Source organism: Phenylobacterium sp., from assembly GCF_016124325.1.
GTDB lineage: Bacteria > Pseudomonadota > Alphaproteobacteria > Caulobacterales > Caulobacteraceae > Phenylobacterium.
This window is the reverse complement of record NZ_WGNY01000040.1, coordinates 13992-36947: the sequence shown is the minus strand read 5'-3', so window position 1 is coordinate 36947 and position 22956 is coordinate 13992. Positions and strand designations below refer to the sequence as shown.

The following is a 22956-nucleotide window of genomic DNA, read 5'->3' as shown; positions in this document are numbered from 1 at the left end:
ATCACCTGTGGCAGACGTTGCAGTCGGTCAGCTTGGCCGGCTGGATGTGGAACCTGCGCATGGCCCGTTCGCCGAAGCCGCGGTTGGCCGGGTCGCTCGCCCAGCCCGTCCAGTCCATGCGCGTGACCTGGTTGACGGGGCGCAGACGGGGCGCGGGATCGCGGTGGCAGTCGATGCAGAATCGCATCTGCAGCGGCTTGGCGCGCCAGGTCAGCGGCATCTCGTCGATGCGCCCGTGGCACTCCACGCACGGGACCCCGCGCGCGACATGGATGTGGTGGTCGAAATAGACGTACTCGGGCAGGGCGGCGACGCGCTTCCACGCGATCGGACGGTTCTCGGCGAAGCTCGCCCGGACCGGTTCGAGCACTTCCGCGCCCGTCCAGAGCTGCGAATGGCAGGTAATGCAGACGTGGCTGGAGGGCAGGCCGGCGTAGCGGCCTTCTTCCACGTCGCTGTGGCAGTAGCGGCAGTCGAGGCCCAGATCGCCGACATGGTGCTTGTGGCTGAACGGAACCGGCTGCTCGACGGGCCAGCCCGCGCGCGTCACCCAGTCGGAACGGGCCACGCCGGCGCCGAACAGCGCTGCGGCGATCAGGCCAAGCGCAGCGACGGCCGCGAAGGTGCGCAGCCAGGTATCGGCCGAAGGCTTGAAGATCTGTGGCATTCCCGTCCGTCGCCGACCCGGTCGCTCCGCAATCCAATGGTGGCGACAAGCGGAACCGTCAGACCCGGCCTAGGTTCCGCGCAGGGGAGCCAATTCGGAAAAAAATATCGCGGCACGATCTAATATGCGTCAGCCGACGGACTGTCGGGCCGCAGGAACACCTCGAAGATGCGTCCGTCCACCTTGGCGATCTGCGCCGCCGTCTCGCGGACGGCGCGATCCAGCTCGGCGCGCGAAAGGCTGGGGGCGAACTCGATGGACAGGCCGACCAGGATGCGCTCGGGCCCGACATGTAGGCTCTGGATTTCCCGCACCTGTTCGACGTGGGGATGTCGGGCCGCCGTTTCGCGAATGGCGCGCACCACCCGGGCCGAGGCCCCTTCGCCGGTCAGCAGGCTGCGCGTCTCGTTGGCCAGGAAGGCCGCGACGAGGATCAGCAGGGCGCCGATCAGGCACGAAGCCGCGCCGTCGGCCCAGGCGAGGTGCAGCCAGACGCTGGCGGCCAAGCCGGCGGCCGCGACGAGCAGGCCGGTCAGGGCGGCCGAGTCCTCCAACACCACCGCGAACACGGTGGGGTCCTTGCTGCGCCGGATGGACGCCAGCAGACCGCCCGACCGGACGCGGTTGAATTCCCGCAGCGCCACTGTGAACGAGGTCCCCTCGAACACGATCGCGACGCCGATGACCGCGAAATTGATCCAGGGCTGGCTGATCTCGGCGGGCGCGCGGATCTTCTCCACTCCCTCCCAGATCGATACCGCCCCGCCGACCGCGAAGATCAGCAGGGCCACGACGAAGGTCCAGAAATAGACCTCCATGCCGTAGCCGAACGGGTGGCTGTCGTCCGCCGGACGGTCGCCGCGCCGCAGGCCCAGGTACATCAGGCCCTGGTTGCCCGTGTCGACGAACGAGTGGATCGCCTCGGTCAGCATCGCCGAACTGGCCGTGAAGGCGAACGCCACCAGCTTCGCCGAGGCGATGGCGAGATTGCCGGCCAGGGCCGCGAAGATCACCACCTTCGAACCCTGCCGCGCGTGTTGGGGCGATCCGGCGCGCATGACCAGAAGCGCAACAGTCCCCGCGCCGGTCGGTTCCGCCGCGCGGGGAACCGTCGCGGCCCGTGCGAGTTGCCAAGCCATGTCCCAGCAGGAAACCGTGATCATCACCGGGGCGTCGGCCGGGGTCGGCCGCGCCACGGCGCACCGCTTCGCCCAGTCCGGCGCTCGCGTCGGCCTGATCGCCCGCGACCCCGACGCCCTCGCCGAAGTCGTCCAGGAAGTCGAGCGCCTCGGCGGCGAGGCGCTGGCGCTGCCGGCCGATGTCTCCGACGCCGCCGCCGTCTTCGCCGCCGCCGACAAGGCCGCCGAGGCCTGGGGACCGCCCGACATCTGGATCAACGACGCCATGGCGACGGTGTTCTCGCCGGTCGAACGGATCGAACCGGCCGAGTTCCGGCGCGTCACGGACGTCACCTATCTGGGCTGCGTGCACGGGACCATGGCCGCCCTGCGCCACATGCGGCCGGCGGGCGGCGGTGCGATCGTCCAGGTCGGCTCGGCGCTGGCCTACCGCGGCATCCCGCTCCAGGCGGCCTACTGCGGCGCCAAGCACGCGATCCGCGGCTTCACGAATTCGCTGCGCGCGGAGCTGATCCACGAACGCGCCGGCATCCACGTCTCGATCGTCGAGCTGCCGGCGGTGAACACGCCCCAGTTCGATTGGGCGCGGGTCCATGTGGAGCGCCAGCCCCGGCCGATGGGCCGCATCTATGCGCCCCAGGCGGCGGCCGACGCGATCTGGCGCGCGGCCCACGGCTCGGAACGTGAATACTGGCTGGGCCGCACGACCCTGCTGACCATCGTGGGCAACATGATCGCGCCCGGCTATCTGGACCGCCGCCTCGCCCGGTCGGCGGTGAAGGGCCAGGAGACCCGCCAGCCGGTCGGCGCGCATCGCGAGGACAACCTGTTCGCGCCCGTCGCCGGGCCGCATCGCACCGAGGGCTCGTTCGGCGCCAAGGCCCATCGCCGGGCCGTCCTGCTGCCGGGGCCGGGGGTCCGCATGGGCGCGGTCATCGGTGGCGCGCTGGCCTTCCTCGGAGCCGGCGTCGCCCTCGGCCGCAGCCTGCGCAGCTAGAGGGCTCGCGCCAGCAATTCGGCGACGTGGAGGGTCTCGCGGCCCGAACCCTGCTCGATCTGTTCGCGGCAGCTGAAGCCGTTGGCCAGGACCACCGTGTCCTTGGGCGCCTCGCGCACCGCGGGGAGCAACACGCGCTCGGCCGCTGTCATCGAGACATCGTACTTCCCGGCCTCGAAGCCGAACGATCCGGCCATGCCGCAGCAGCCGGACGGAAGCGGCCGGGCCTCGACGCCGCTCGCGGCCAGGACCCGGGCCTCCGCCTTGGGATCGAGGACGGCGTGGTGGTGGCAGTGGAGCTGCTCGATGGCGTCGGTCGGATCGCGCAGCACGGGCCGGCGGCCCTCGCGGTCGAGGAACTCGGTGAGGAACAGGGTCTGCTCCGACAGCCGCTTGGCCAGCGGATCCTTCGGGAACAGGCCCGGCAGTTCGTCACGGAAGGCGCTGACGCACGCCGGCTCCAGGCCCACGATCGGCACGCCGGCCCGGATGTCGTCGCCCAGCACGTCGAGGGTGCGCCGCCACAGGCCCTTCGCCTGGTCGATCCAGCCCCAGTCGTAGAGCGGTCGTCCGCAGCAGAGCGAGGCGCGCGGCAGCTCCACCGCATAGCCCAGGCTCTCCAGCACCTTCACCGCGGCGACGGCGGTTTCGGGGCGGAAGAAGTTGTTGAAGGTGTCGGGCCACAGGATGACGCGCGGTCCGTTGGCGCCGCGCTTCGGCCGGCTTCGCCACCAGGCCTGGGCCGTGCGGCCGGCGAAGGCGGGGACCGTCCGCGCCGGCGCCAAGCCGCCGACGCGCTTGGCGAGCCCGCCAATGCCCGGCGTGCGGAACACCGCATTGGCCAGCCATGGCGCGTGGCTCGCCAGTTCGGCCCAGCGGCGGATCTGGCCCATGGCGTAGGCGCCGCGCGGGCGCAGCCGGCCCTCGTAGTGGTGAGAGCGGAACTCGGCCTTGTAGGTCGCCATGTCGACGTCCACGGGACAGTCGCGCTTGCAGCCCTTGCAGGCGAGGCAGAGGTCGAGCGCCTCCTCGACGGCCTCGCTCCGCCACACGTCGTCGATCGGACCGCCGTGGATCATCTCGAACAGCAGGCGGGCGCGGCCGCGGGTGGAATGCCGTTCCTCCAGCGTCGCCATGTAGCTGGGGCACATGACGCCCGAGGGATTGTCGGTCTGGCGGCAGACGCCGATGCCCACGCAGCGCTGCGTCGCCTGGGCGAAATCGCCGCCGTCCTCGGGATAGGCGAAGTGCGGGGTGATCTTCGGCGGCTTCAGGTCGGGCCCGATCCGCAGGTTGGACGTGATGGGGTAGGGGTCGATGACCTTGCCGGGGTTCATCCGCCCCTGCGGATCCCACAGGCGCTTGAACTCGCGCTGCGCGGCCATCAGCTCGGGGCCGTACATCTTCTCCAGCAGTTCGGCGCGGGCCTGGCCGTCGCCGTGCTCGCCCGAGAGCGAGCCGCCGTACCGGACCACGAGGTCGGCCGCCTCGTCGAGGAACCGCCGCCAGTTGGCGACGCCCGCCTCGCTCTTGAGGTCGAAGTTGATCCGGCAATGCACCAGCCCGTCGCCGAAATGGCCGTAGACCGAGGCCTCATAGCCGTGGCGATGGAGGAGGGCCTTGAAGTCGCGCAGATAGTCGCCGAGCTGGTCGCGGCGCACCGCGCTGTCCTCCCAGCCGGGATAGGTCTCGCCCTCGCCGGGCACATGGGCGGTCGCCGCCAGCGCGTCCTCGCGCAATTTCCAGATTCCCTGCTGGGATTCCTTGGAGGCGAGCAGTTTTCCGCCGTGGCCGCGGGACGTGTACGCGTCGAGCAGCCGGTTGGCCTTGGCGCAGGCCTCGTCGCGGGTGTCGGCGCCGAACTCGGCCATCAGCCAGCCGCCGCCCTCGGGCAGGACGTCCACTTCGGAGACGTCGAGATGCTTGCGCGTCAAATAGTCGACCAGCAGGTCATCGAGGCCCTCCAGCCCGATCGGCCCATAGTCCAGCACGTCGCAGACCGCGTCGGCCGCGGCGAAGACATCCTCGAAGCCGACGAGGGCGAGCACCCGGCACGGCGGGCTCTCGATCAGGTCCAGCGTCGCGCCCAGCACGAGGGCGCAGCCGGCCTCGGTGCCCACCAGCGCGCGGGCCACGTTGAACCCCTTCTCCCACGAAAGCTGGTCGAGGTTCTCGTAGCCGGACACGCGGCGCGGGATCTGGGGATAGGCCTTCTCGAACAGCGCCCCGTGCCGGTCCCAAAGCTCGCGCATGCCGCGGTAAATCTCGGCGCGGCGCCCGCCCTCGGCGAGGATGCGCCGGTACTCCGCCTGGCTCGTTTCGCCGACCGTCATGCGCAGACCGTCGTAGGTCAGGATGTCCAGCGCCCGCACGTTGTCGGCCGTCCGCGCCGCCATGATGGAGTGCACGCCGCAGGAATCGTTGCCGATCATGCCGCCCAGGGTGTTGCGGCTGTGGGTCGCCGGGTCGGGGCCGAAGGTCAGCCCGTGTTCCTCGGCGGCGTCGCGCAGGTGGTCGAGCACGCAGCCGGGCTCCACCTCGGCTATGCGCCGCTCGGGGTCGAGCGCGGTGATACGGCGCAAGTACTTCGAGGCGTCGATCACCACGGCGGTGTTGCAGGTCTGGCCCGCCAGGCTGGTGCCGCCGCCGCGCGGGGTGATCGGGGCGTCGAACTCGCGGCAGGTCGCCACGGTGGCGATGATGTCGTCGACGGTCCGCGGCACGACCACGCCGATCGGCGTCTGGCGGTAGTTCGAGGCGTCGGTGGCGTAGAGCGCCCGGTCGCCGGCGCTGAACCGGACCTCGCCCTCGATGCGGCCGGCGAGGGCGCGGGCGAGCGCGGCGGCGCGTTCGGGAGAGTACTCCAGGCCTTCGGCGGCGACAGGACGGCGGCCGGCGCTATCGATCACCGTGCGCATGCGGCGGGCGGGCGCTGCGGTCATGCCGCGTAGCGGGCCGCGTCGGGCCGCTTCAGGCCCAGGCCCAGGCCGGGCCGGGACAGGTCGGGTTGCAGCTCGCCGTCCGCAAGCTGAGGCGCGCCGTCGAACAGCATGGCCTCGATCCGCACGTGATCGTGGAACCATTCGACGTGGCGCAGTCGCGCGGCGGCGCAGGCGGGGTGCAGATGCAGCGCGGGCGCGCAGTGGGCCGAGACGTCCCGGTTCCAGGCGGCCGCAAGGTCCGCCGCCTGCAGGAATCCTGTGACGCCGAGGCAACGGGTGGCGTCGGCCTGCAAGACGTCGACCGCGCCCGCCTCCAGCATCCGTCGGAAGTAGAACGGGTCGAACCCGTATTCGCCCGCGGCGATGTCCATGACCGACGGTGCGCGGTCGCGCACCAGCGCCAGGCCTTCCAGGTCGTCGCTTGAGACGGGTTCCTCGAACCAGCCGACGCCGCACTCGGCGAAGGCGTCGGCCATCTCCAGCGCCTGTTTGGGGTCCCAGGCGCCGTTGGCGTCGACGAACAGCTGGGCCTCGCCGATCACGCCGGCCGCGCGTCGTGCGCGGGTGCGGTCCGCTTCGGCGTCGCGGCCGACCTTCATCTTCACCCAGCGGCATCCCTGGTCGGCCCAGCCGCCGAGCTGCGCGCACAGCCGTTCCTCGTCGTAGGACGTGAAGCCGCCGCTGCCGTAGGCCGGGGCCGCGACGCGCCGCCGGCCCAGCAGGATACAGAGCGGCATGGAGAGCAGCTTGGCCTTCAGGTCCCAAAGCGCCGCATCAACCGCCGAGATGGCGCAGGCGCAGACGCCACGCGAGCCGAGGTTGCGCACCTGCGCCCGCATACGTTCCCACGCGCCGGCGACGTCCAGAGCGTCCAGTCCGACGACATGTTCGGTCAGCGTGTCGGCGATCACCTGGGCCGCGGCGGATGAGGCGTAGGTGTAGCCGAGGCCTTCATCCCCGCCGCCCCGGACCCGCACGAGGACCAGGGTCGTGGTGTCCCATTCCAGGGTGCCGTCGGACTCCGGCGCGTCGGTCGGAATCCGGAAGACCTCGGTCTCGATGGCGGTAATCGGCGCGGAGGAGAGGGCCATGGCCGAGGCCCTCAGATCAGCTCGCGGATCTTGTCGCCGGCCACCGTGCGAACGATGGAGCCGCGGTGTGGCGTGCCTTTGGCGAGGGCTTCGGCGAAGTGCTTGGCCTGGGCCAGTTTGATGCTCGGCGGCATCGGCGGCTCGTGCGGATCGACGACCGCCTCGATCACCGCCGGGCCTGGGGTCTCCAGAGCCACGCGCAGAACCTGGGCGCAATCGGCCGGGTCCTCGATGGTGTAGCCGCTGACGCCGAACCCGCGCGCCACGGTGGCGAAGTCGATGGGCTGCAGGTCGCAGACGTATTCGGGGTGGCCCAGGAAGACCATCTGCTCCCATTTGATCTGGCCCAGCACGTTGTTCTTGATCACCACGACCTTCACGTTGAGGCCGTACTTCACGCAGGTGGCCAGCTCGCCCATCAGCATGGTCAGGCCGCCGTCGCCGACGAAGGCGATCACCTGCCGCTCGGGATAGGCCACGGCCGCGGCGATGGCGTAGGGCAGGCCGCAGGCCATGGTCGCCAGGTTGCCCGAGCACGAGAACATCTGGCCCTCGCGGAACGTCATCTGGCGCGCGATCCAGGTGGTGATGGTCCCGGAGTCGGTGGCGACGATGGCGTCGTCGGCCAGCAGCTTGTCGAGCTCGCGCGCGACCACCTGCGGCTTCATCGGGGTGTCGGTCCGCTCGCCGCGTTCGGCCATCAGGGCGCGCCAGTCGCGCATGGCGGCCTGCGCCGCCTCGAGGAAGCTGCGGTCCTCGTGGTGGGTCAGCTTGGGCAGGAGCGCGTCCAGCGCGCTCTTGGTGTCGGCCACGAGGCCGACCTCCACCGGATAGCGCAGGCCGATACGCTCAGGGTCCAGGTCGATCTGCACGGCCCGCGCCTTGCCGGGCCGGGGGTAGAATTCGATGTAGGGGAAGCTGCTGCCCACGATGAGCAGGCCGTCGCAGTTGGCCAGGGCGTGTTCGGACGGCTGGGTGCCCAACAGGCCGACCCCGCCGATGCACAGCGGATCGTCGTCCGGGAACGCGCCCTTGCCCAAGAGCGGCTTGGCGATCGGCGCGCCCAGGCGCTCGGCCACGGCGCGCAGTTCGGCCGTGCAGCCCAGCGCCCCGCGCCCGGCCAGGATCACCGGGCGTTCGCAGGCGTTCAGCACCTCGGCCGCGCGGTCGACCCAGATCTCGGGCGCGGCGACGCGCGGTGGCGCGCGCAGGTCGGTCACGTGGTGGGCCACGTTGCGGGGCGAGCGCATGTCGCGCTTCACCGGCTCGTCCTGCACATCGACGGGAATGGTGATGTGCGCCACGCCGCGGCGCGCCAGGGCGGTGCGGATGGCGAGGTTCGCGACGTTTTCGATGTGCGCCGCGCCCATGACGCGGGAATTGTAGACGGCGACGTCCATGAACAGCTTGTCGAGTTCGACGTCCTGCTGGGTGTGGGTGTGCAGCAGGTCGTGGAACTGCAGGCCGGTGATGGCGAGCACCGGCTGTCCGTCGAGCTTGGCGTCGTAGAGGCCGTTCAGCAGGTGGATGCCGCCGGGCCCGGAGGTCGAAAGGCAGACGCCGAGCCGGCCGGTCCACTTGGCGTAGGCGCAGGCCATGAAGGCCGCCGCCTCCTCGTGCCGGGTCTGGATGAACCGGATCTCGTCCGATCGCCGTCGCAGGGATTCGATGACGCCGTTCACGCCATCGCCGGGGATGCCGAACACGGTGTCGACTTCCCAGTCGATAAGGGTCTGCGCCAGCACGTCGCCGGCGGTCATCTTGCTCATGGCTTGTCCCGGTTCTTGCGCGGCGCAGTCGGCGCCGCCTGCCCCTATTCAATCCGCCACGCCCCCGTCCGTTCCGTCATGAACGCCGACCGCCCGACGGCGTTGTCCCGTGGCGAAAGGAGAAGCCATGACCACCATCGGACGAACGATCTGGGCCATTCCCGAGGGCTACATCCCCAGCGGCTCGATGAGCCAGGCCCACGACCTGGTCTCCCACGAAGCCGCCTGCCTGCTGAACGCCGGCGACGATCCGGCAGAGGTGCGGCTGACGCTCTATTTCGAGGATCGTGAGCCGGCCGGACCTTATTGCGTCACCGTGCCGCCGAAGCGCACGCTGCACCTGAGGTTCAACGATCTGGACGATCCGGAACCGGCGCCGCGCGACACCTCGTACGCCTCGTTGATCGAGAGTTCGGCGCCCATCGTGGTGCAACACACGCGGCTGGATTCGCGCGACCCGCACATCGCGTTGCTCTCGACGCTGGCCTATCCCGTCGCCTGAAGCCTTCCCGGATCAGGTGGGACCACTTGATCCGGACGGGAAGGCTCCATCTCCAGGAGTCTAGAGCCCGTCAGTCTGGAGCCCGTCCGGGCCGCCGAACCGGCGCCCGCTTCACCCTGACGCGCTCTAGTTGCGCGTGTCCGTATCGGGTGTCGGCGCGACTGGTCCGGAATGGACTTCGGAAGGCGCGCCGCCGGGCTGGCCGTATGCAGGCGTCTGGTCGGGCTTGGCGCTTGCCTGCCGGCCGCCTTCGTTCGCCACCAGGCCTCGCGCGCCATCGCCGGGCTCGGGCGTCGCGACATCGGCCTTGCCGCAGGCGGCGACTCCGATTGCGATGCCGGCGAGGGTGGCGGCGATCCGCAGGTTGTTGGTTGATTTCGACATGCTCGCTCCCGCTTCGGTTTCACACCTAGGGGAACACATGGGCCGCGGGCCGGTTCAGCCCGCCATGGCCTCCGGCGGCCGTGTCCAGCCGGCGTAGCGGTGCGTGCCGACGACGAAGCCGTCGAGTCCATAGACTGATACTTCGACGGTCAATCCGGCCCCGCAGAGGTTGTTTGCAATGCGCCGCGCAATGTGTTCGGCGCGCGCGCCGGAGCGATAATAGGTAGTTTCCAGAGGCAGGTCGCAATTGATCGACCAGCCACTTGCTGCGGGCGAAACCCGCACGTTCACATCTTTCACTTGATTGCCTAACTGCGCACCATCTCCCTGCAGTGCGCACGCACAGCTTAGCATTTCCACGCGCTGTACTGGGTCACATCATTTTGTGCGCCGCACTGGGACAGCCCCATTGGAACCTTCGCTGGTCAGGGAGGTTCGAAGGTCTTCCAACCTGTGCAGGGAGATGCATATGGCGCGCCCGGAGGTGCTCATTGTCGGCGCCGGCGCGACGGGCTTGGCCGCCGCCGTCGAACTGGCGCGCCGCGGCGTCGCGATCCGGATCGTCGACCGCGATCCAGGCCCCACGCCGCGCAGCAAGGCGGTGGGGGTCAGCTCGCACACGCTCGAATTGCTCGAGCTCTCGGGCGTGGCGGCCCGGCTGTTGGCGCGCGGTCTTCGCATTCGTCGCGTCCGCGTCCATGACGGCGACGAACCGCTCGGCGCTATCGATTTCAAGGGCCTGCCGCACCGGTTCAATTTCCTTCTCTCGCTGCCGCAGAGCGAAACCGAGGCGATCCTCGCCGAGAGGCTCGGAGAACACGGGGTCGAGGTGGAATGGCGGCGGCGGCTGGCCTCCCTCGAACAGAACGACGACGGCGTGATCGCCGAGCTGACCGGGCCCGGTGGAGACCGGCATGTCGTGACCGCGGATCGGGTCCTGGGGGCCGACGGCGCAGACAGCACGGTGCGGGAGCAGTCCGGCTTTCGTTTCGAGGGCTATGTCCATCGCCGCGAGTGGAGCATCGCCGATATTGAGGTCGATGCCTGGCCCTACGATCCGACGGAAGCCCAAGCGTTCTTCGGCGAGGACGGGGACCTGGCCTTCGTGATCCCGATCGGCCAGGGCCGCCACCGCGCGGTCTCCAACACGCCCAGCGCGCTGGCCCACATTCCCGGCGATTTCGCCTTGCGACGGACGGAGCGCACGGACCGCTTCCATCTGCCGATCCGCCTGGCTGACAGCTTTCAGAGGGGTCGCGTGTTCCTCGCCGGGGACGCCGCACATGTGCACTCGCCCCTTGGTGCGCGCGGCATGAACCTGGGCATCGAGGACGCGGTGTGCTTTGCGGGTCGGTTCGCCGACGGCCGGCTCGACGGCTATTCCGCCGAGCGAAGGCCCATCGGGCGGCGCTGGATCCGCTTCAGCGAGCGGTTGCTGCGCGCCGCGGAGTCTCGCAACGGCGCGGCTGTCTTCGCGCGCAATCTCGCGATCCGGGTCGTCGGACACGCACCCTGGATGCAGCGTCCGATCCTGCAGCGGGTGGCCGGCCTGGTTGAATAGCAGCCACTGGCGCCTCGCGCCCGAGAGTCGAGCTGGCGGCGGCAACCCACGATCGACGCCCTACTCCGGGGCTTGGGCCTTTGCCGAGAATCTGGAGACAGGCTTGCTGGCTAGGTGGCGGTGAGAGAGGGATTCGAACCCTCGATAGAGTTTCCCCTATACACGCGTTCCAGGCGTGCGCCTTCAACCACTCGGCCACCTCACCCCGCACCTTGAAGGGCGGGCCCTTCGCGGAAGGCGCGCAATATAGTCAGGACGCTTCGCCGGGCAAGCGGCGGTTCGCCGCTCCCGCCCCGTTGCCGCGCGCGGCGTGCAAACCGGACGTGATCGTCCTATCTGTTGGACCGACACCTGCCCTGGAGGCGCGCGATGTTCTTCACCAAGAAGCCGATGGACCTGCCCACCGCCGAAACGGCCCTGCCGGGCCGCGCCCACGCCATCCCGACCGCCGAGTCCCACTTCGTGAACGGCCGCCCGCTGAAGGGCCCCTATCCCGAGGGGCTGGAGGTCGCCTATTTCGCCATGGGCTGCTTCTGGGGCGTCGAGCGCATCTTCTGGCAGGTTCCGGGCGTGTGGGTCACCGCCGTGGGCTACCAGCAGGGCGTGACGCCGAACGCCACCTATGAGGAAGTCTGCTCGGGCCGCACCGGCCACACCGAGTCGGTGCTGGTGGTCTACGACCCCCGGGTCGTCACCTACGGCGACCTGCTGAAGGTGTTCTGGGAGAACCACGACCCCACCCAGGGCATGCGCCAGGGCAACGACATCGGCACCCAGTACCGCTCGGGGATCTATGTGACCAACGACGCCCAGGCGGCCGAGGCCGAGGCCTCGCGCGAGCGCTACCAGGCCGCGCTGGGCGGGGAGGGCTTCGGCCGGATCACCACCGAGATCGCGCCGGCCGACACATTCTATTTCGCCGAAGACTACCACCAGCAGTACCTGGCCAAGAACCCTCACGGCTACTGCGGCATCGGCGGCACCGGCGTCTCGTGTCCGATCGGCGTGGGCGTCGGGGCCTGAGCCCCGGGTCGTCCGGAGGCGGCGCGTGGAACGGGGCCCGGCGGGATGACGCGTGGCGAGGTCGAGGCCGTCGCCCTGGCGCTGCCCGCGGCGACCAAGGTGGTCCAGTGGGGCGGCTCCGACGTCTACAAGGTGGGCGGCAAGGTGTTCGCCATCTGCGGCCTGCGCGGCGGGCTCTCGTTCAAGGTCTCGGAGATCGGCTTCGAGGTGCTGACCGCCGATGGGCCGGGCCGCCAGGCGCCGTACCTCGCCAAGGGGCACTGGGTGATCGTCGACCTCGACGATCTCGATCCGCGGGATGCGGCCGGCTGGATCGAGACGGCCCATAGCCTGATCGCCGCCAAGCTCACCCGCGCGGTCCGCGCCGAGCTCGGCCTCTGAACCTTCGAAGGCGAGGCCTTCCCGCAGGGCTCTAGCCGCCTTCGAGCAGCCGCCGCAGGTCGCGCGTGGCCGAGGCCGAGGCCGAAGCGCTCTGGCGCCATAGCAGCAGGGCGACCGCGCCGGTGGTGGTCGCCATGAACGCCCAGGGGCCGAACAGCCACGCCGCGGCCGCCAGGGCGAAGTAGTAGCCGCGCACGCCGGCGTTGAAGGCGCTGAGGGCCGGGTTGATCAGGCGGGCGGCGACGGCGGCGTATTTCGCCTGGTCCTCGGGCGGCGTCGGGTCGGGCGCGGCGCCGAGGGCGGCGATGCAGTAGTTGAGCTGGCGGATCGACCAGATGAAGTCGAGCAGGCCGCGCGCCAGGGCGATCAGCACCAGCGCCAGCTGCACCTCGAACAGCAGGCGCGAGGAGGTGCGCACCAGCTCCAGCGCCGAAACCGAGGCGAAGGTCCGTTCGCCGCCGAACAGGGCGCCGGCCGTCGCGGCGATCAGGATCAGGTTGGACGAAGCGAAGAACGAGGCCGAATTCAGCGCGTGGCCGAAGAGCTGGCCGTCCATGAACCGGCTCTCGCGGCGGATCATGTTGGCCATCCAGGCCGCGCGGATCACCGTCATGTCGGTGTTGAGCACCCCGCCGCGCCGCTTGGCGAGGAGGGTCAGCATCGGTTCGTAGAGGAGCCAGGCCGCCAGGAAGACCGACAGCGCGGCGATGTCGGCAGGCCGCATGTCAGTCGTCGAGGATGAGGCTGGTCTTGTTGGTGTTGCGCAGCCGCGCCGCGACGACGGCCGCCACCGCCATCACCAGCGCGACATAGATGTAGAACGCGCTCTCGTGGCCGAGCTTCTTCAGCCAGCCGGCGACATACTCGGCGGTGCCGCCGAACACGGCGTTGGCCACGGCGTAGGGCAGCGCCACGCCCAGCGCCCGGACGTGGGCGGGGAAGAGCTCGGCCTTGATCGCGGCGTTCACGGCCGAATAGCCCGAGTGGCAGAGCACCAGGATCATCACCAGGCCGAACGCGGCGACCGGCGCGTCGGCGGTCGCGATCGCGCTCATCACGGGGAAAGTCGCCAGCGCGCCGGCGGCCAGGCCGACCGCCATGGTCGTCTTGCGCCCGACGTGGTCCGACAGCCACCCGACGCCCGGCTGGATCAGCATGTAGATGATAAGCACGCCGGCCATGATTCCGGTCGCCGTGTCCTTGGCGAAGCCGGTCGTGTTGACCAGGAATTTCTGCATGTAGGTGGTGTAGGCGTAGAACGAGAGCGACCCCGCCGAGGTCAGCGCCAGGATGGCCGCCGTCTCCTTGGGATGCTCACGCAGCAGGGCCAGCGTGCTGCCGCGGTTGGCGTCGTTCTCGGCGGCGATGAACGAGCGCGTTTCCTCCAGGCCCGTCCGGATCCAGAAGACGACGATCGCCAGCGCCCCGCCGATCGCGAAGGGAACGCGCCAGCCCCAGGCGTCGAGCGCCTCCTTCGAAAGCGTGTGCTGCAGGATCACCAGCACCAGCAGCGCGGTGAGCTGGCCCGCCACCAGGGTGGTGTACTGGAACGACGACCAGAAGCCCCTCCGCTTCGCGCCGGCCATCTCGGACATGTAGGTGGCGCTCGCGCCGTATTCGCCGCCGAGCGAGAGGCCTTGCACGAGGCGCGCGCCCAGCAGCAGCAGCTGGGCCCAGACGCCGATCTGGGCGTAGGTGGGCAGGATGGCGATCGCGAACGAGCCCAGGCTCATCATCGCCACCGACAGGGTCAACGCGGCGCGGCGGCCGCCCTTGTCGGCGTAGACGCCCATCAGCCAGGCGCCTAGCGGGCGGGCGATGAAGCCGGCCGCGAAGATGGCCGCGGTCTGTAGCTGTTGGCCGACCGCGTCCTCGCCCGGGAAGAAGTGCCGGGCGAAGTAGAGGCTGGTGGAGGTGTAGGCGAACCAGTCGTACCACTCGACCAGATTGCCGGCCGACCCGCCGAGGATGGCCTTGATGCGGCCAAACGCTGAAAGTCCGCCCGTCGCTGAATCCTTCGCCGCCATACGCCCTCCGCCCCAATAGGAACGGATGCTAGAGCGCAACCCGCCAGCGTGGGAACCGATCGATCAGAAAAAACCGTCGCTCGCGCCGCGCGGCGCGGTCAGTCGGCCGCGTCGGCGGTGTGCAGGCGCGCGTCGCGCCCCGTGACCTGGAAGGCGTACATCACCCCGATCCAGCCGCCCTTCACGCGCGGCAGCAACGCCAGGGTGACGCCCAGCAGGCTGCTGAGCAGGATGGGCAGGGTGTAGAGCGGCGAGGCTTCCCAGACGATCGGGATGAACAGCAGGGGCGCCACGACGAAATGCCCGATCAGCAGGATGGTCAGATAGGCCGGCCCGTCGTCGGCCGGATACTGCGCCAGCTCATGGCCGCAGTGCGCGCATTGCGGCTCCACCTTGAGGTAGCGGCCGAACAGTGAGCCCTGGCCGCAGGCGGGGCACCGGAACGACAGGCCCCGGCGAATGGAGCGGCCGAGCGGGTGGGCGATTTCCTGCATGGCGTCCATATGCGCCATCGCGGGCCCCCGCGAAAGGGGCCCGGCGCTTTCGTCGCAATCGCCCGGCGGCTACTTCTTGACGTCCTTGGCGGTGTTGGACACGGCCTTCCCCGCGGCCGAGACGTCCTTGCCGACGCCCTCCACGGTGTTGCAGGCGGCGACCAGAAGCGCGGCGGCGGCCGCGGAAAGCACGATCAGCTTGCGCATGGCGAAACCCCTTCGACGATGACGTCTAGCTCGTCTGCGCCGCCCTATGTCGTCAAGCTTGCGGCGGCATTGCGGCGTCGCGGGCCAGCCTCTGGAGCCGGGCCTCCATCCGTCGCACGTGGCTGCCGGGCCAGTAGGCGCGACCGCAGGCCGGGCAGGTCCGGAATGGCCCGGGCAGGCCGCGGGCCCGGGCGGGCAGGGCGGCGATCTCGGCGGCGTCGGCGTCGCGCAAGTGGGCGTTGTCCATCATGCAGCGGGTGAACGGCGCGAACGTCCAGTCCATCACCACGGCGCGCGACAGGCTGTGCGCCTCGGCGTCGACGCCCCAGCCGCCGATCAGCACCGATTCCTCGGCCGCCGCCGCCAGGCGCTTGTCGCGGGTCAGCAGGATCCGGCCCTCGCGGCGCGCCGCGCGGATCAGCTCGGCGTCCGGTTCGCCGTCGGCGGCCAGGTAGGTGTCATAGCCCGCCGCCCGCAGCAGCCGCGCCAGCCGCACCAGCATCTCGTCGCAGAGGAAGCGCATGACCTTCCAATCCGGACGCCAGCCTAACGTTCCGCGGCGGCGAGGGGGAGCGTGGTCGCGGCTAGCGTCGCAGACGCACGCCGCCCTGTGGGGCGTGCAGCAGGTCCGACCATCGCCAGGTGTTGGCGCCCAGCACCAGGCGCGCCGACCCGGGGCCGTCGTCCAGGGTGATCAGCACCAGGCCGCGGACGGGCTCTGCGCGGCAGGCTGCGGGCGCGAAGCCCACCTCCCACACGATCGCCTCGCGGACGGCGGCCAGGCCGTGGCCGTCCTGGCTCCCGTGGCGCACCCAGTCGCCGTTCCAGATCCACAGCGCGCGGCGCGGGTCGTCCACGGCGGCCCGCACCCGGGCGTCACGGCGCAGCGCCGCCTGCAGCCGGCCGGCCATGTCGCAGCCGTCGCCCCGCCCCGAGCCGGCGCGGGCGGCTCCGGCCAGTTCGGCGGCGCTGGGCGTCGGCGGACCCTCGTCGGCCTCGCCCGCGGACCCTTGCGCCACGACCAGCGGGGCGGCCGGCGGCGGGGCCTTGGCGGGACGCGCGGCGACGTGCGGCGCCGACCTGGCCGTTTTAGGCTTGGGCTTGGGCTTGGGCGTGGGCGGGGCCTTCGCGGGCGTCCGCGCCGCCGTCGGCGCGTCATGCGGCGCGGGCGGCGGCGGCTCGATCACCGGCGGTGGCGGCGGTGGCGGTTCGACCAGGGCCACCTGGATCGGCGGGGGCGCCGCCTCGGGCGGTGGGGGCCCGGGCTGGACCCCGACGAACACCGCCAGCGCCGCGAGATGGCCCACGGCGCTGACGAGGGTCACGGCCGCCGGGCGCCGCCAGGATGGGCGGCGCGGCCGGTTCGCCGTCACCTAGCTGAGGACGATCAGCACCACCCGGCGGTTCTGCTGACGGCCCTCGCGGGTGTCGTTGGGCGCGACCGGCGAGTCCGGGCCGTAGCTGATGGTGCCGATACGGTTCAGCGCCACGCCGTGCTCGTTGAGATAGCGCCGCACCGCCTCGGCCCGCTCTTCGCCGAGCTTGTAGTTGTAGTCCTTCCCGCCCGTCGCGTCGGTGTGGCCCTGCACCTCGACATAGACGTTGCGGTTCTCGGTCTTCAGCTTGTCGACGAAGGAGTCGAGCCGCTGCTCGGCCTCGGGCGACAGCGTCGCCTCGTTCACCGGGAACTTCATGGAATCGTCGGACAGGACCTCCTGGTAGAGGAACTTGCCCTCCGCCAGCTTGCCCGCCGCGGTCGCGCGCTGCAGCGCGTCCTTCGCCGTTCCGTCAACCTGATCGACGTGGTTCGCCACCACGTCGACGCGCTGTCCGACCATCGCGGTCTGTTCGCGCACGAAGCCTTTGGTGGCGCAGCCCCCAAGACTGACGATACCAAGCAGGGCCGCTCCCGCGACCAGCACACTCGACCTACGCCGACTCATCCACGTTCCTCCGTCTGCCTGCTCCCCAAGGGGCTCAAAACGCGGCGGAGCCGTTTGGTTTCCCGATCGGCGAGGAACTTTTTGTCGCACCCCCGATTCAGGGCGCGAGTTCGCGGATCCAGATGTTGCGGAAACTGAGCGGCGGACTGGGATCTCCGTGCGCCTGCAGCTTGATCGGCGCGGTCTCGTAGGGCCGGTATTTCGGCTTGCCGATGAACACCGTCTCCCCCGAAAGCTCGGCGTTGTTCTGGATGAGGACGCCGTTGAAGAAGGCCGTCACCCGGGCCGGCGCGGTCACGGCGCCGTCGGCGGCGAAGACGGGCGCGGTCCACACCACGTCGTAGGTCTGCCACTGGCCTGGCGGGCGGTTGGGGTTCGCGAGCGGCGGATGCTGCTTGTAGACGGCGCCGGCCTGGCCGTTCACGTAGGTCTCGTTCTCGTAGGAATCGAGGATCTGCAGCTCGTAGCCGGCGTCGCCGCCGCCCGTGGAGGCCAGGAACAGGCCCGAGTTCCCCCGCGCCTGGCCCGATCCGGTGACGTCGGCCGGCACGCGCCATTCCAGGTGGAGCTGGAAGTTCCGGAAGCGCCGCTTCGTCTCGATGTTCCCGGCGCTCTTCTTCACCGTCATCACGCCGTCGGCGACGGTCCACCCGGCCGGCGATCCGTCCTTCACCGAGACCCACTGGCCCAGGTCCTTGCCGTCGAACAGGATGATGGCGTCGGATGGCGGCGCGCCGGGCGTGGCCCCCGGCGTCACCACCGGAGGTTTGGGCTCCCACTGCTCGGTGTCGGCGGGCTTCATGATCCCTTGTGCGCAGGCCGCGCCCAGGGTCGCAAGCGCGGCCCCGGCGGCGGCGATCCAGACGCGGCGCCTCACAGCTCCCACCCCGGCCGGTAGGTCCGGCCCAGATAGGCGTTGGCGTCGGCGTCGTTGGTGATCCGGCCCGTGGCGCCGTCGTAGGCGATGGCCTTGTCGGCCCTAAGCGCGGCGATCCCCAGCAGCATGGTCTCGTTGAGCGGCGCGGCGTAGTCGAACGGGCAGGAGACCTTCTCCTCGCCGCGGATGGCGCGGATCCAGTTCATCTCGTGGCCCTCCAGGCCGCCGGCGATCCGGGGCAGGGTCTGCGGGACCTTGGCGGCCGCCTCCAGCCCCTCGCCGATCAGCTTCGGCTTCTCGCCATAGGTCTCGTGCATCAGCATCCCCTTGGACCCCACGAAGAGGACGCCGCCCTCCGGGTTCATCGGCAGGTCGGGCGGGAAGCCCGGCGGCGTCGGCGGCAGGATGCCCCCATCGTACCAGTTGATCGCCAACGGCCCGCCCTTCGCGCGGCCGAACTCGTAGCGGGTGATGCAGGCGAGCGGATAGCTGGTCAGCACCGCCGGCCGCTTGGTCGCCCACAGGCTGGCGTTGCCCGCCCACTTGGTGTGCCGCGTCTCCACCCGCGTCGGCAGGCCCGGCTCCAGCGCCCAGAAGGGGAAGTCGATCAGGTGGGCCCCCATGTCGCCGAGCGCGCCGGAGCCGAAAGGGATCCAGCCGCGCCAGTTGAAGTGGGCGTAGTCGGGATTGTAGCCCCAGTCGACGTCGGCCGGGCCCAGCCAGGTCGGCCAGTCCAGGCTCTCGGGCGCGGGCTGCGCCTCGGGCTTGGGCACGCCCTGCGGCCACACCGGCCGATTGGTCCAGACGTGGACCTCGTGGACCTTGCCGATCACGCCGGCCCGCACCCACTCCACCACGCGCCGGCCGTCGGCGCCCGAATGGCCCTGATTGCCCATCTGGGTGACCAGCTTGGGGTTGGCCTTCGCCAGGGCCTCGAGCTTGCGGCTCTCCTCGATGGTGTTGGTCAGCGGCTTCTGGACGTAGACGTGGATTCCCCGCTCCATCGCCCAGCGAGCGGCCACGGCGTGGTGGTGGTCGGGGGTGGCGATGACGACGGCGTCGATGTCCTTCCGCGCGTCCAGCATCCGGCGGTAGTCGCCGAACCGCTCGGCCCGGTCGTAGGCGTCCTTCACCGCCTTCCACTCGGGACGGATGTTCCCGGCCTTGTCCGACAGGCCACGGCGAACGTGCTCGAAATCGACGTCGCAGACCGCGACGATGTTCTGGCTCAGCAGCTTGCCGGCGTTCGACGCGCCCTTGCCGCCCGCGCCGATCATGGCGACGTTGACCTTGTCGCTGGGCGCGAGCTTGCGCGCCGCGGCGAGAGCCGGAGCCGCCACGGCTCCAGCGGCGGCGCCCAGCAGGCTTCGGCGCGTGACGGCGCCCAGGCGCGATGATCCCCAGTGTCCGGCCATATCCTCCCCCATGATCTTGTCGTTGCCCGGCATTTGGCCCGTGCTCGCCAAGGCTTGGCAAGCGGATGTGTCAGCCGCTTGCGCGGCCGGGGCGGCTCGGTCACGGTCGCCGCGGATTTCGGGGAGCGCGCGCGACATGAGGGGCGGGGTTCGATCGGCGGTCGCTGCGACGCTCTGGCTGCTGGCGGCGGGCGGGGCGAACGCCGCGACGCTCTACGTGCACGCGGGGCGGCTGGTCGATCCCGTGCGTGGCGAAGTCCTGGCCGACCGGCGGGTGACGGTCGTCGACGGCAGGGTCGCGGCGGTGGAGCCCTGGTCGGCGCCGCCGGCGGGCGAGGAGGTGCTGGACTGGTCGGCCTTCACCGTCCTGCCGGGCCTGATCGACATGCACACCCATGTGGCCGACGGCTTCGGCCAGTCGAACGATCCGGCTGAGCCGCTGAAGCACTCCGAGGCCGCCACGATCCTCAAGGGCGCCGAGGCCGCGCGGACCATGCTGCGCGCCGGCTTCACCACCGTGCGCGACGTCGGCGCCTTCCGAGGCCTGACCGATGCGGCGCTGCGCGACGCCATCGCGGCCGGCGAGGTCGACGGCCCCCGGATGGTGGTGGCCGGCGCCTACATCACCATACCGGGCGGCGGCGGGGCGGTGACCGGCGCTCCGAAGGGGACGGTCGTCCCCGAGGCCTTCCGCCTGGGCGAGACGCGCAGCCCGCAGGAGGCGCGTGATCGGGTGCGCTATCTGCTGAGCCACGGCGCCGACTTCATCAAGCTGATCGCCACCGGCGCCGTGCTGGCGGTGGGCAGCGAGCCCGGCGCGCTGGAGCTGACCCCCGAGGAGATGCAGGCCGCCTGCGACGAGGCCAAGGCCATGGGCAGCTACTGCATCGCCCACGCCCACGGCGCGGCGGGCGTCAAGGCGGCGATCCGGGCCGGCGCCCGAACCATCGAGCACGCCAGCCTGATCGACGACGAGGGGATCGCGCTCGCCAAGGCGCGCGGCGTCTGGCTCGACATGGACATCTACGACGGCGACTGGATCGAGGAGATCGGCACGAAGGAAGGCTGGCCGGCCGAGTACCTGCGCAAGAACCGCGAGACCACCGACGTCCAGCGCGAGGGCTTCCGCAAGGCCGTGGCGGCGGGCGCGAAGCTGACCTTCGGCACCGACGCGGGGGTCTATCCCTACGGCCTGGGCGCGCGCCAGTTCCGCTACATGGTCCGGTACGGCATGACGCCGGCCCAGGCCATCCGCGCGGCGACCACCGAGGCGGCCTCGGCGCTGCGCCTGGAGCGCGAGGTGGGGCAGGTGGCCCCGGGCTTCTCCGCCGACATGGTCGCCGTGAAGGGCGATCCGCTCGCCGACGTGACCTTGCTGGAGCATGTCGCAGGCGTGATGAAGGCTGGGCGGGTCGTCGCGCCCTAGGTCGCCGCCGCCCCCAGGAAACGAAAGGCTCCCCGATGTCGCTCGCGCTCTATGGCCACCCCTTCTCGTCCTATACGCAGAAGGCGCTGATCGCGCTCTACGAGAACGGAACGGCCTTCGAATTCCGCGGCATCGCGCCCGACACGCCGCAGCACACCGAGGACTGGCTGACGCGCTGGCCGATCGCCAAGTTCCCGCTGCTGGTGGACGGTGAGCGCCAGTTCGCCGAGGCCAGCGTCATCATCGAATATCTGCAGCTCGCCCATCCGGGTCCGGCGCCCTTGTTGCCGGCCGATCCGATGGCCGCCCTCGACGTGCGTTTTCTCGACCGCGTCTTCGACCTCTATGTGATGGATGCCGTGCAGTTGGCGGTCGACAGCAAGCTGGGCCGCATCCCGATGACGAGCGAGGAGGGCCTCGCCCTCGCCACGGAGCGCCTGGAGCGCATCTACGCCTGGCTGGACGGACATCTGGCGAGGCGCACCTGGGCCGCCGGCGAGGACTTCACCCTGGCCGACTGCGCCGCGGCGCCGTCGCTGTTCTACGCCGACTGGACTTACCGGATCCCCGAGACCTATCCGGCGCTCAGGGCCTACCGCGCGCGCCTGCTGGCGCGTCCGTCGTTCGCGCGGGCCGTCGACGAGGCGCGGCCGTTCCGGTCGTACTTCCCGTTGGGCGCGCCCGACCGGGACTGAAGTTCGCCGTCAGGCGCGCAGGCGGACCGGCAGCTCGGAATAGCCCTGCACGAAGTTCGACAGCACCCGCACCGGCTCGCCGACCACCTCCACGTGGCGGAAGCGCTTCAGGATCTCCTCCCAGAGGATCTTGAGCTGCAACTCGGCCACGCGGTTGCCCATGCAGCGGTGGATGCCGAAGCCGAACGACATGTGATGGCGGGGCCGCGGCCGGTCGATGATGAAGGCGTCGGGGTTCTCGATCACCGTCTCGTCGCGGTTGGCCGAGACGTACCACATCACCACCCGGTCACCCTTCTTGATGGTCTGGCCGCCGAACTCCACGTCGCGCGTGGCCGTGCGGCGCATGTGGGCCAGCGGCGTCTGCCAGCGGATGATCTCGGGCACCATGGTCTCGATCAGCGCCGGATTGGCCTTCAGCTTCTCGTACTCGGCCGGATAGCGGTTGAGCGCCAGCACGCCCCCGCTGATGGAGTTCCGCGTGGTGTCGTTGCCGCCCACGATCAGCAGCATCAGGTTGCCCAGGAACTCCATGGGGTCGTCGACCATGCCCCGGGTCTCGGGCGCGTGGGCGAGCAGAGAGATGAAGTCGAACTGCGGCGGGGCGGCGGCCCGTTCGCGCCAGAGCCGGGTGAAATAGGCCAGGCACTCGCCCAGGATCCGCTCGCGCTCGGCCATGTCGACCTCGACGCCCACCGTCTCCGAGGTGGTGGTCACGTCCGACCAATAGGGCAGCAGCCGGCGGTCCTCCCACGGGAAGTCGAACAGGGTGGCCAGCATCTGGGTGGTGAGTTCGATCGAGACGCGGTCCACCCAGTTGAAGGTCTCGCCCACCGGCAGTTCGTCGAGGATCCTGCCCACCCGTTCGCGGATCAGCAGCTCCAGGTCGGCCAGCCGGCGCGGGGCCACGGCGGGTGAGACCACCTTGCGCTGCTGGTCGTGCCGCGGCGGGTCCATGGCGATGAACATCGGCGGGGCGAAGCCCTCGGGATTGTCGCCGATCACGATGTCGCGGTTGGACGAGAAGGCCTCGTGGTTGGTGTCGACGGCCATCACGTCTTCGAAGCGGGTGATCGACCAGTACGGCCCGAACATGCTGTCGGGCGTGTAGTGGACCGGCGCCTCCTTGCGCAGCCGGCGGAACCATTCGTGCTGCGCGCCGGTCTGGAACAGCTCGGCCCGGCTGGGGTCGAGGCCCTCCAGCGGCAGCGACCAGACCTCGGACCCAGGCGTCACCGCCGCATTGCCGTCCATTCGAGCCTCCCAGGGTGATCGTTGTTATCTTTGGCGAGAACCCTAGACCCGGGACGCACGGATGCAAGCCGTCAGGCGCGCCGCGGCGTTCCGGCTTGCAGCCCCCGGAAACCGGCGCACTATGCCTCCAGGTCGCGCCCGCCAGAGGCGCGCAACGGGAAG

Annotated in this window: 24 protein-coding genes and 1 tRNA gene; 7 read left to right on the top strand and 18 right to left on the bottom strand. The window is 70.4% G+C overall.

Translation table 11 applies throughout. The features are described from left to right. Nucleotide 1: 1 nt before the first annotated feature. Complete coding sequence (locus GC203_RS20605; protein WP_293458429.1) at nt 2-667, bottom strand: cytochrome c3 family protein; 666 nt, start codon at nt 665-667, stop codon at nt 2-4. A 119-nt stretch (nt 668-786) separates the two neighbouring features. Then, the gene (locus tag GC203_RS20600; protein WP_293458428.1) at nt 787-1725 is read right to left on the bottom strand and encodes a cation diffusion facilitator family transporter; all 939 of its coding nucleotides are present in this window, start codon (nt 1723-1725) and stop codon (nt 787-789) included. 79 nt (nt 1726-1804) lie between these two features. Between GC203_RS20600 and GC203_RS20595 the strand changes: the two genes are divergently transcribed. After that, nucleotides 1805-2803, top strand: coding sequence for an SDR family oxidoreductase (locus tag GC203_RS20595; RefSeq protein ID WP_293458425.1), 999 nt, complete (start codon nt 1805-1807; stop codon nt 2801-2803). On the opposite strand, the gene GC203_RS20590 is transcribed toward GC203_RS20595, so the two are convergent. From GC203_RS20590 to GC203_RS20580, 3 genes are read right to left on the bottom strand one after another with little or no spacing between them, the layout of a single operon-like run. Further along, the gene (locus tag GC203_RS20590) at nt 2800-5745 is read right to left on the bottom strand and encodes an FAD-binding and (Fe-S)-binding domain-containing protein (protein WP_293458423.1); all 2946 of its coding nucleotides are present in this window, start codon (nt 5743-5745) and stop codon (nt 2800-2802) included. The genes GC203_RS20595 and GC203_RS20590 overlap by 4 nt on opposite strands. Continuing rightward, complete coding sequence (locus GC203_RS20585) at nt 5742-6836, bottom strand: enolase C-terminal domain-like protein (protein ID WP_293458422.1); 1095 nt, start codon at nt 6834-6836, stop codon at nt 5742-5744. Before GC203_RS20585 ends, GC203_RS20590 begins: the two co-directional genes overlap by 4 nt. Before the next feature lie 11 nt (nt 6837-6847). Next, on the bottom strand, nt 6848-8605 hold the full coding sequence (locus GC203_RS20580) for a thiamine pyrophosphate-dependent enzyme (RefSeq protein ID WP_293458421.1): 1758 nt from the start codon (nt 8603-8605) through the stop codon (nt 6848-6850). Nucleotides 8606-8732: 127 nt separating this feature from the next. Between GC203_RS20580 and GC203_RS20575 the strand changes: the two genes are divergently transcribed. After that, entirely contained in the window at nt 8733-9107 is a 375-nt protein-coding gene (locus tag GC203_RS20575) for a sensory rhodopsin transducer (RefSeq protein WP_293458420.1), read from the top strand. 126 nt (nt 9108-9233) lie between these two features. On the opposite strand, the gene GC203_RS20570 is transcribed toward GC203_RS20575, so the two are convergent. Then, on the bottom strand, nt 9234-9491 hold the full coding sequence (locus GC203_RS20570; protein ID WP_293458419.1) for a hypothetical protein: 258 nt from the start codon (nt 9489-9491) through the stop codon (nt 9234-9236). Between the two features lie 54 nt (nt 9492-9545). Next, entirely contained in the window at nt 9546-9791 is a 246-nt protein-coding gene (locus GC203_RS20565) for a hypothetical protein (RefSeq protein ID WP_293458418.1), read from the bottom strand. Nucleotides 9792-9960: 169 nt separating this feature from the next. On the opposite strand from GC203_RS20565, the gene GC203_RS20560 reads away from it, so the two are divergent. Continuing rightward, complete coding sequence (locus GC203_RS20560; protein WP_293458417.1) at nt 9961-11052, top strand: FAD-dependent oxidoreductase; 1092 nt, start codon at nt 9961-9963, stop codon at nt 11050-11052. A gap of 115 nt (nt 11053-11167) precedes the next feature. Here GC203_RS20560 and GC203_RS20555 read toward each other — a convergent pair. Next, nucleotides 11168-11257 (bottom strand) — tRNA-Ser (locus GC203_RS20555). A gap of 164 nt (nt 11258-11421) precedes the next feature. On the opposite strand from GC203_RS20555, the gene msrA reads away from it, so the two are divergent. Continuing rightward, nucleotides 11422-12075, top strand: coding sequence for a peptide-methionine (S)-S-oxide reductase MsrA (gene msrA, locus GC203_RS20550; protein ID WP_293458416.1), 654 nt, complete (start codon nt 11422-11424; stop codon nt 12073-12075). Between the two features lie 45 nt (nt 12076-12120). Continuing rightward, the gene (locus tag GC203_RS20545; protein ID WP_293458415.1) at nt 12121-12456 is read left to right on the top strand and encodes an MmcQ/YjbR family DNA-binding protein; all 336 of its coding nucleotides are present in this window, start codon (nt 12121-12123) and stop codon (nt 12454-12456) included. 31 nt (nt 12457-12487) lie between these two features. Here GC203_RS20545 and GC203_RS20540 read toward each other — a convergent pair whose 3' ends face one another. From GC203_RS20540 to GC203_RS20500, 9 genes are all read right to left on the bottom strand, one after another. Then, complete coding sequence (locus GC203_RS20540) at nt 12488-13180, bottom strand: DUF599 family protein (RefSeq protein ID WP_293458414.1); 693 nt, start codon at nt 13178-13180, stop codon at nt 12488-12490. A gap of 1 nt (nt 13181) precedes the next feature. Next, nucleotides 13182-14483, bottom strand: coding sequence for an MFS transporter (locus GC203_RS20535; protein ID WP_293458413.1), 1302 nt, complete (start codon nt 14481-14483; stop codon nt 13182-13184). A gap of 98 nt (nt 14484-14581) precedes the next feature. Beyond that, complete coding sequence (locus GC203_RS20530) at nt 14582-14995, bottom strand: DUF983 domain-containing protein (protein WP_366502140.1); 414 nt, start codon at nt 14993-14995, stop codon at nt 14582-14584. 51 nt (nt 14996-15046) lie between these two features. After that, nucleotides 15047-15184 carry an entericidin A/B family lipoprotein gene (locus tag GC203_RS20525; RefSeq protein WP_293458412.1) on the bottom strand — a complete coding sequence of 46 codons (138 nt, stop codon included), beginning with the start codon at nt 15182-15184 and terminating at the stop codon, nt 15047-15049. 52 nt (nt 15185-15236) lie between these two features. Then, nucleotides 15237-15707, bottom strand: coding sequence for a DUF5615 family PIN-like protein (locus GC203_RS20520; RefSeq protein ID WP_293458410.1), 471 nt, complete (start codon nt 15705-15707; stop codon nt 15237-15239). Between the two features lie 61 nt (nt 15708-15768). Further along, on the bottom strand, nt 15769-16509 hold the full coding sequence (locus GC203_RS20515) for a hypothetical protein (RefSeq protein WP_293458409.1): 741 nt from the start codon (nt 16507-16509) through the stop codon (nt 15769-15771). A 48-nt stretch (nt 16510-16557) separates the two neighbouring features. Continuing rightward, nucleotides 16558-17127 carry an OmpA family protein gene (locus tag GC203_RS20510; protein ID WP_293458408.1) on the bottom strand — a complete coding sequence of 190 codons (570 nt, stop codon included), beginning with the start codon at nt 17125-17127 and terminating at the stop codon, nt 16558-16560. Nucleotides 17128-17224: 97 nt separating this feature from the next. Next, entirely contained in the window at nt 17225-18004 is a 780-nt protein-coding gene (locus GC203_RS20505) for a DUF1080 domain-containing protein (protein ID WP_293458407.1), read from the bottom strand. Beyond that, nucleotides 18001-19452, bottom strand: a complete 1452-nt coding sequence (locus GC203_RS20500; protein ID WP_293458406.1) for a Gfo/Idh/MocA family oxidoreductase — start codon at nt 19450-19452, stop codon at nt 18001-18003. Before GC203_RS20500 ends, GC203_RS20505 begins: the two co-directional genes overlap by 4 nt. 103 nt (nt 19453-19555) lie before the next feature. Between GC203_RS20500 and GC203_RS20495 the strand changes: the two genes are divergently transcribed. Together GC203_RS20495 and GC203_RS20490 are read left to right on the top strand one after the other, a co-directional pair. Then, on the top strand, nt 19556-20845 hold the full coding sequence (locus GC203_RS20495) for an amidohydrolase family protein (protein ID WP_293458405.1): 1290 nt from the start codon (nt 19556-19558) through the stop codon (nt 20843-20845). A 35-nt stretch (nt 20846-20880) separates the two neighbouring features. Next, complete coding sequence (locus GC203_RS20490) at nt 20881-21540, top strand: glutathione S-transferase family protein (protein WP_293458404.1); 660 nt, start codon at nt 20881-20883, stop codon at nt 21538-21540. A gap of 9 nt (nt 21541-21549) precedes the next feature. Here the strand turns inward: GC203_RS20490 and GC203_RS20485 are convergent, their stop codons facing one another. Then, nucleotides 21550-22794 (bottom strand): cytochrome P450, encoded by a 1245-nt coding sequence (locus GC203_RS20485; protein ID WP_293458403.1) that lies wholly within the window; start codon nt 22792-22794, stop codon nt 21550-21552. Between the last annotated feature and the right edge of the window lie 162 nt (nt 22795-22956).

Excerpts from the sequence above, each read along its gene's own strand:
- GC203_RS20605 (WP_293458429.1), bottom strand. The coding sequence starts at position 667 with ATGCCACAGATCTTCAAGCCTTCGGCCGATACCTGGCTGCGCACCTTC.
- GC203_RS20600 (WP_293458428.1), bottom strand. The coding sequence starts at position 1,725 with ATGCGCGCCGGATCGCCCCAACACGCGCGGCAGGGTTCGAAGGTGGTG.
- GC203_RS20595 (WP_293458425.1), top strand. The coding sequence starts at position 1,805 with ATGTCCCAGCAGGAAACCGTGATCATCACCGGGGCGTCGGCCGGGGTC.
- GC203_RS20590 (WP_293458423.1), bottom strand. The coding sequence starts at position 5,745 with ATGACCGCAGCGCCCGCCCGCCGCATGCGCACGGTGATCGATAGCGCC.
- GC203_RS20585 (WP_293458422.1), bottom strand. The coding sequence starts at position 6,836 with ATGGCCCTCTCCTCCGCGCCGATTACCGCCATCGAGACCGAGGTCTTC.
- GC203_RS20580 (WP_293458421.1), bottom strand. The coding sequence starts at position 8,605 with ATGAGCAAGATGACCGCCGGCGACGTGCTGGCGCAGACCCTTATCGAC.
- GC203_RS20575 (WP_293458420.1), top strand. The coding sequence starts at position 8,733 with ATGACCACCATCGGACGAACGATCTGGGCCATTCCCGAGGGCTACATC.
- GC203_RS20570 (WP_293458419.1), bottom strand. The coding sequence starts at position 9,491 with ATGTCGAAATCAACCAACAACCTGCGGATCGCCGCCACCCTCGCCGGC.
- GC203_RS20560 (WP_293458417.1), top strand. The coding sequence starts at position 9,961 with ATGGCGCGCCCGGAGGTGCTCATTGTCGGCGCCGGCGCGACGGGCTTG.
- msrA (WP_293458416.1), top strand. The coding sequence starts at position 11,422 with ATGTTCTTCACCAAGAAGCCGATGGACCTGCCCACCGCCGAAACGGCC.
- GC203_RS20545 (WP_293458415.1), top strand. The coding sequence starts at position 12,121 with ATGACGCGTGGCGAGGTCGAGGCCGTCGCCCTGGCGCTGCCCGCGGCG.
- GC203_RS20540 (WP_293458414.1), bottom strand. The coding sequence starts at position 13,180 with ATGCGGCCTGCCGACATCGCCGCGCTGTCGGTCTTCCTGGCGGCCTGG.
- GC203_RS20535 (WP_293458413.1), bottom strand. The coding sequence starts at position 14,483 with ATGGCGGCGAAGGATTCAGCGACGGGCGGACTTTCAGCGTTTGGCCGC.
- GC203_RS20530 (WP_366502140.1), bottom strand. The coding sequence starts at position 14,995 with ATGGCGCATATGGACGCCATGCAGGAAATCGCCCACCCGCTCGGCCGC.
- GC203_RS20525 (WP_293458412.1), bottom strand. The coding sequence starts at position 15,184 with ATGCGCAAGCTGATCGTGCTTTCCGCGGCCGCCGCCGCGCTTCTGGTC.
- GC203_RS20520 (WP_293458410.1), bottom strand. The coding sequence starts at position 15,707 with ATGCGCTTCCTCTGCGACGAGATGCTGGTGCGGCTGGCGCGGCTGCTG.
- GC203_RS20510 (WP_293458408.1), bottom strand. The coding sequence starts at position 17,127 with ATGAGTCGGCGTAGGTCGAGTGTGCTGGTCGCGGGAGCGGCCCTGCTT.
- GC203_RS20500 (WP_293458406.1), bottom strand. The coding sequence starts at position 19,452 with ATGCCGGGCAACGACAAGATCATGGGGGAGGATATGGCCGGACACTGG.
- GC203_RS20495 (WP_293458405.1), top strand. The coding sequence starts at position 19,556 with ATGAGGGGCGGGGTTCGATCGGCGGTCGCTGCGACGCTCTGGCTGCTG.
- GC203_RS20490 (WP_293458404.1), top strand. The coding sequence starts at position 20,881 with ATGTCGCTCGCGCTCTATGGCCACCCCTTCTCGTCCTATACGCAGAAG.
- GC203_RS20485 (WP_293458403.1), bottom strand. The coding sequence starts at position 22,794 with ATGGACGGCAATGCGGCGGTGACGCCTGGGTCCGAGGTCTGGTCGCTG.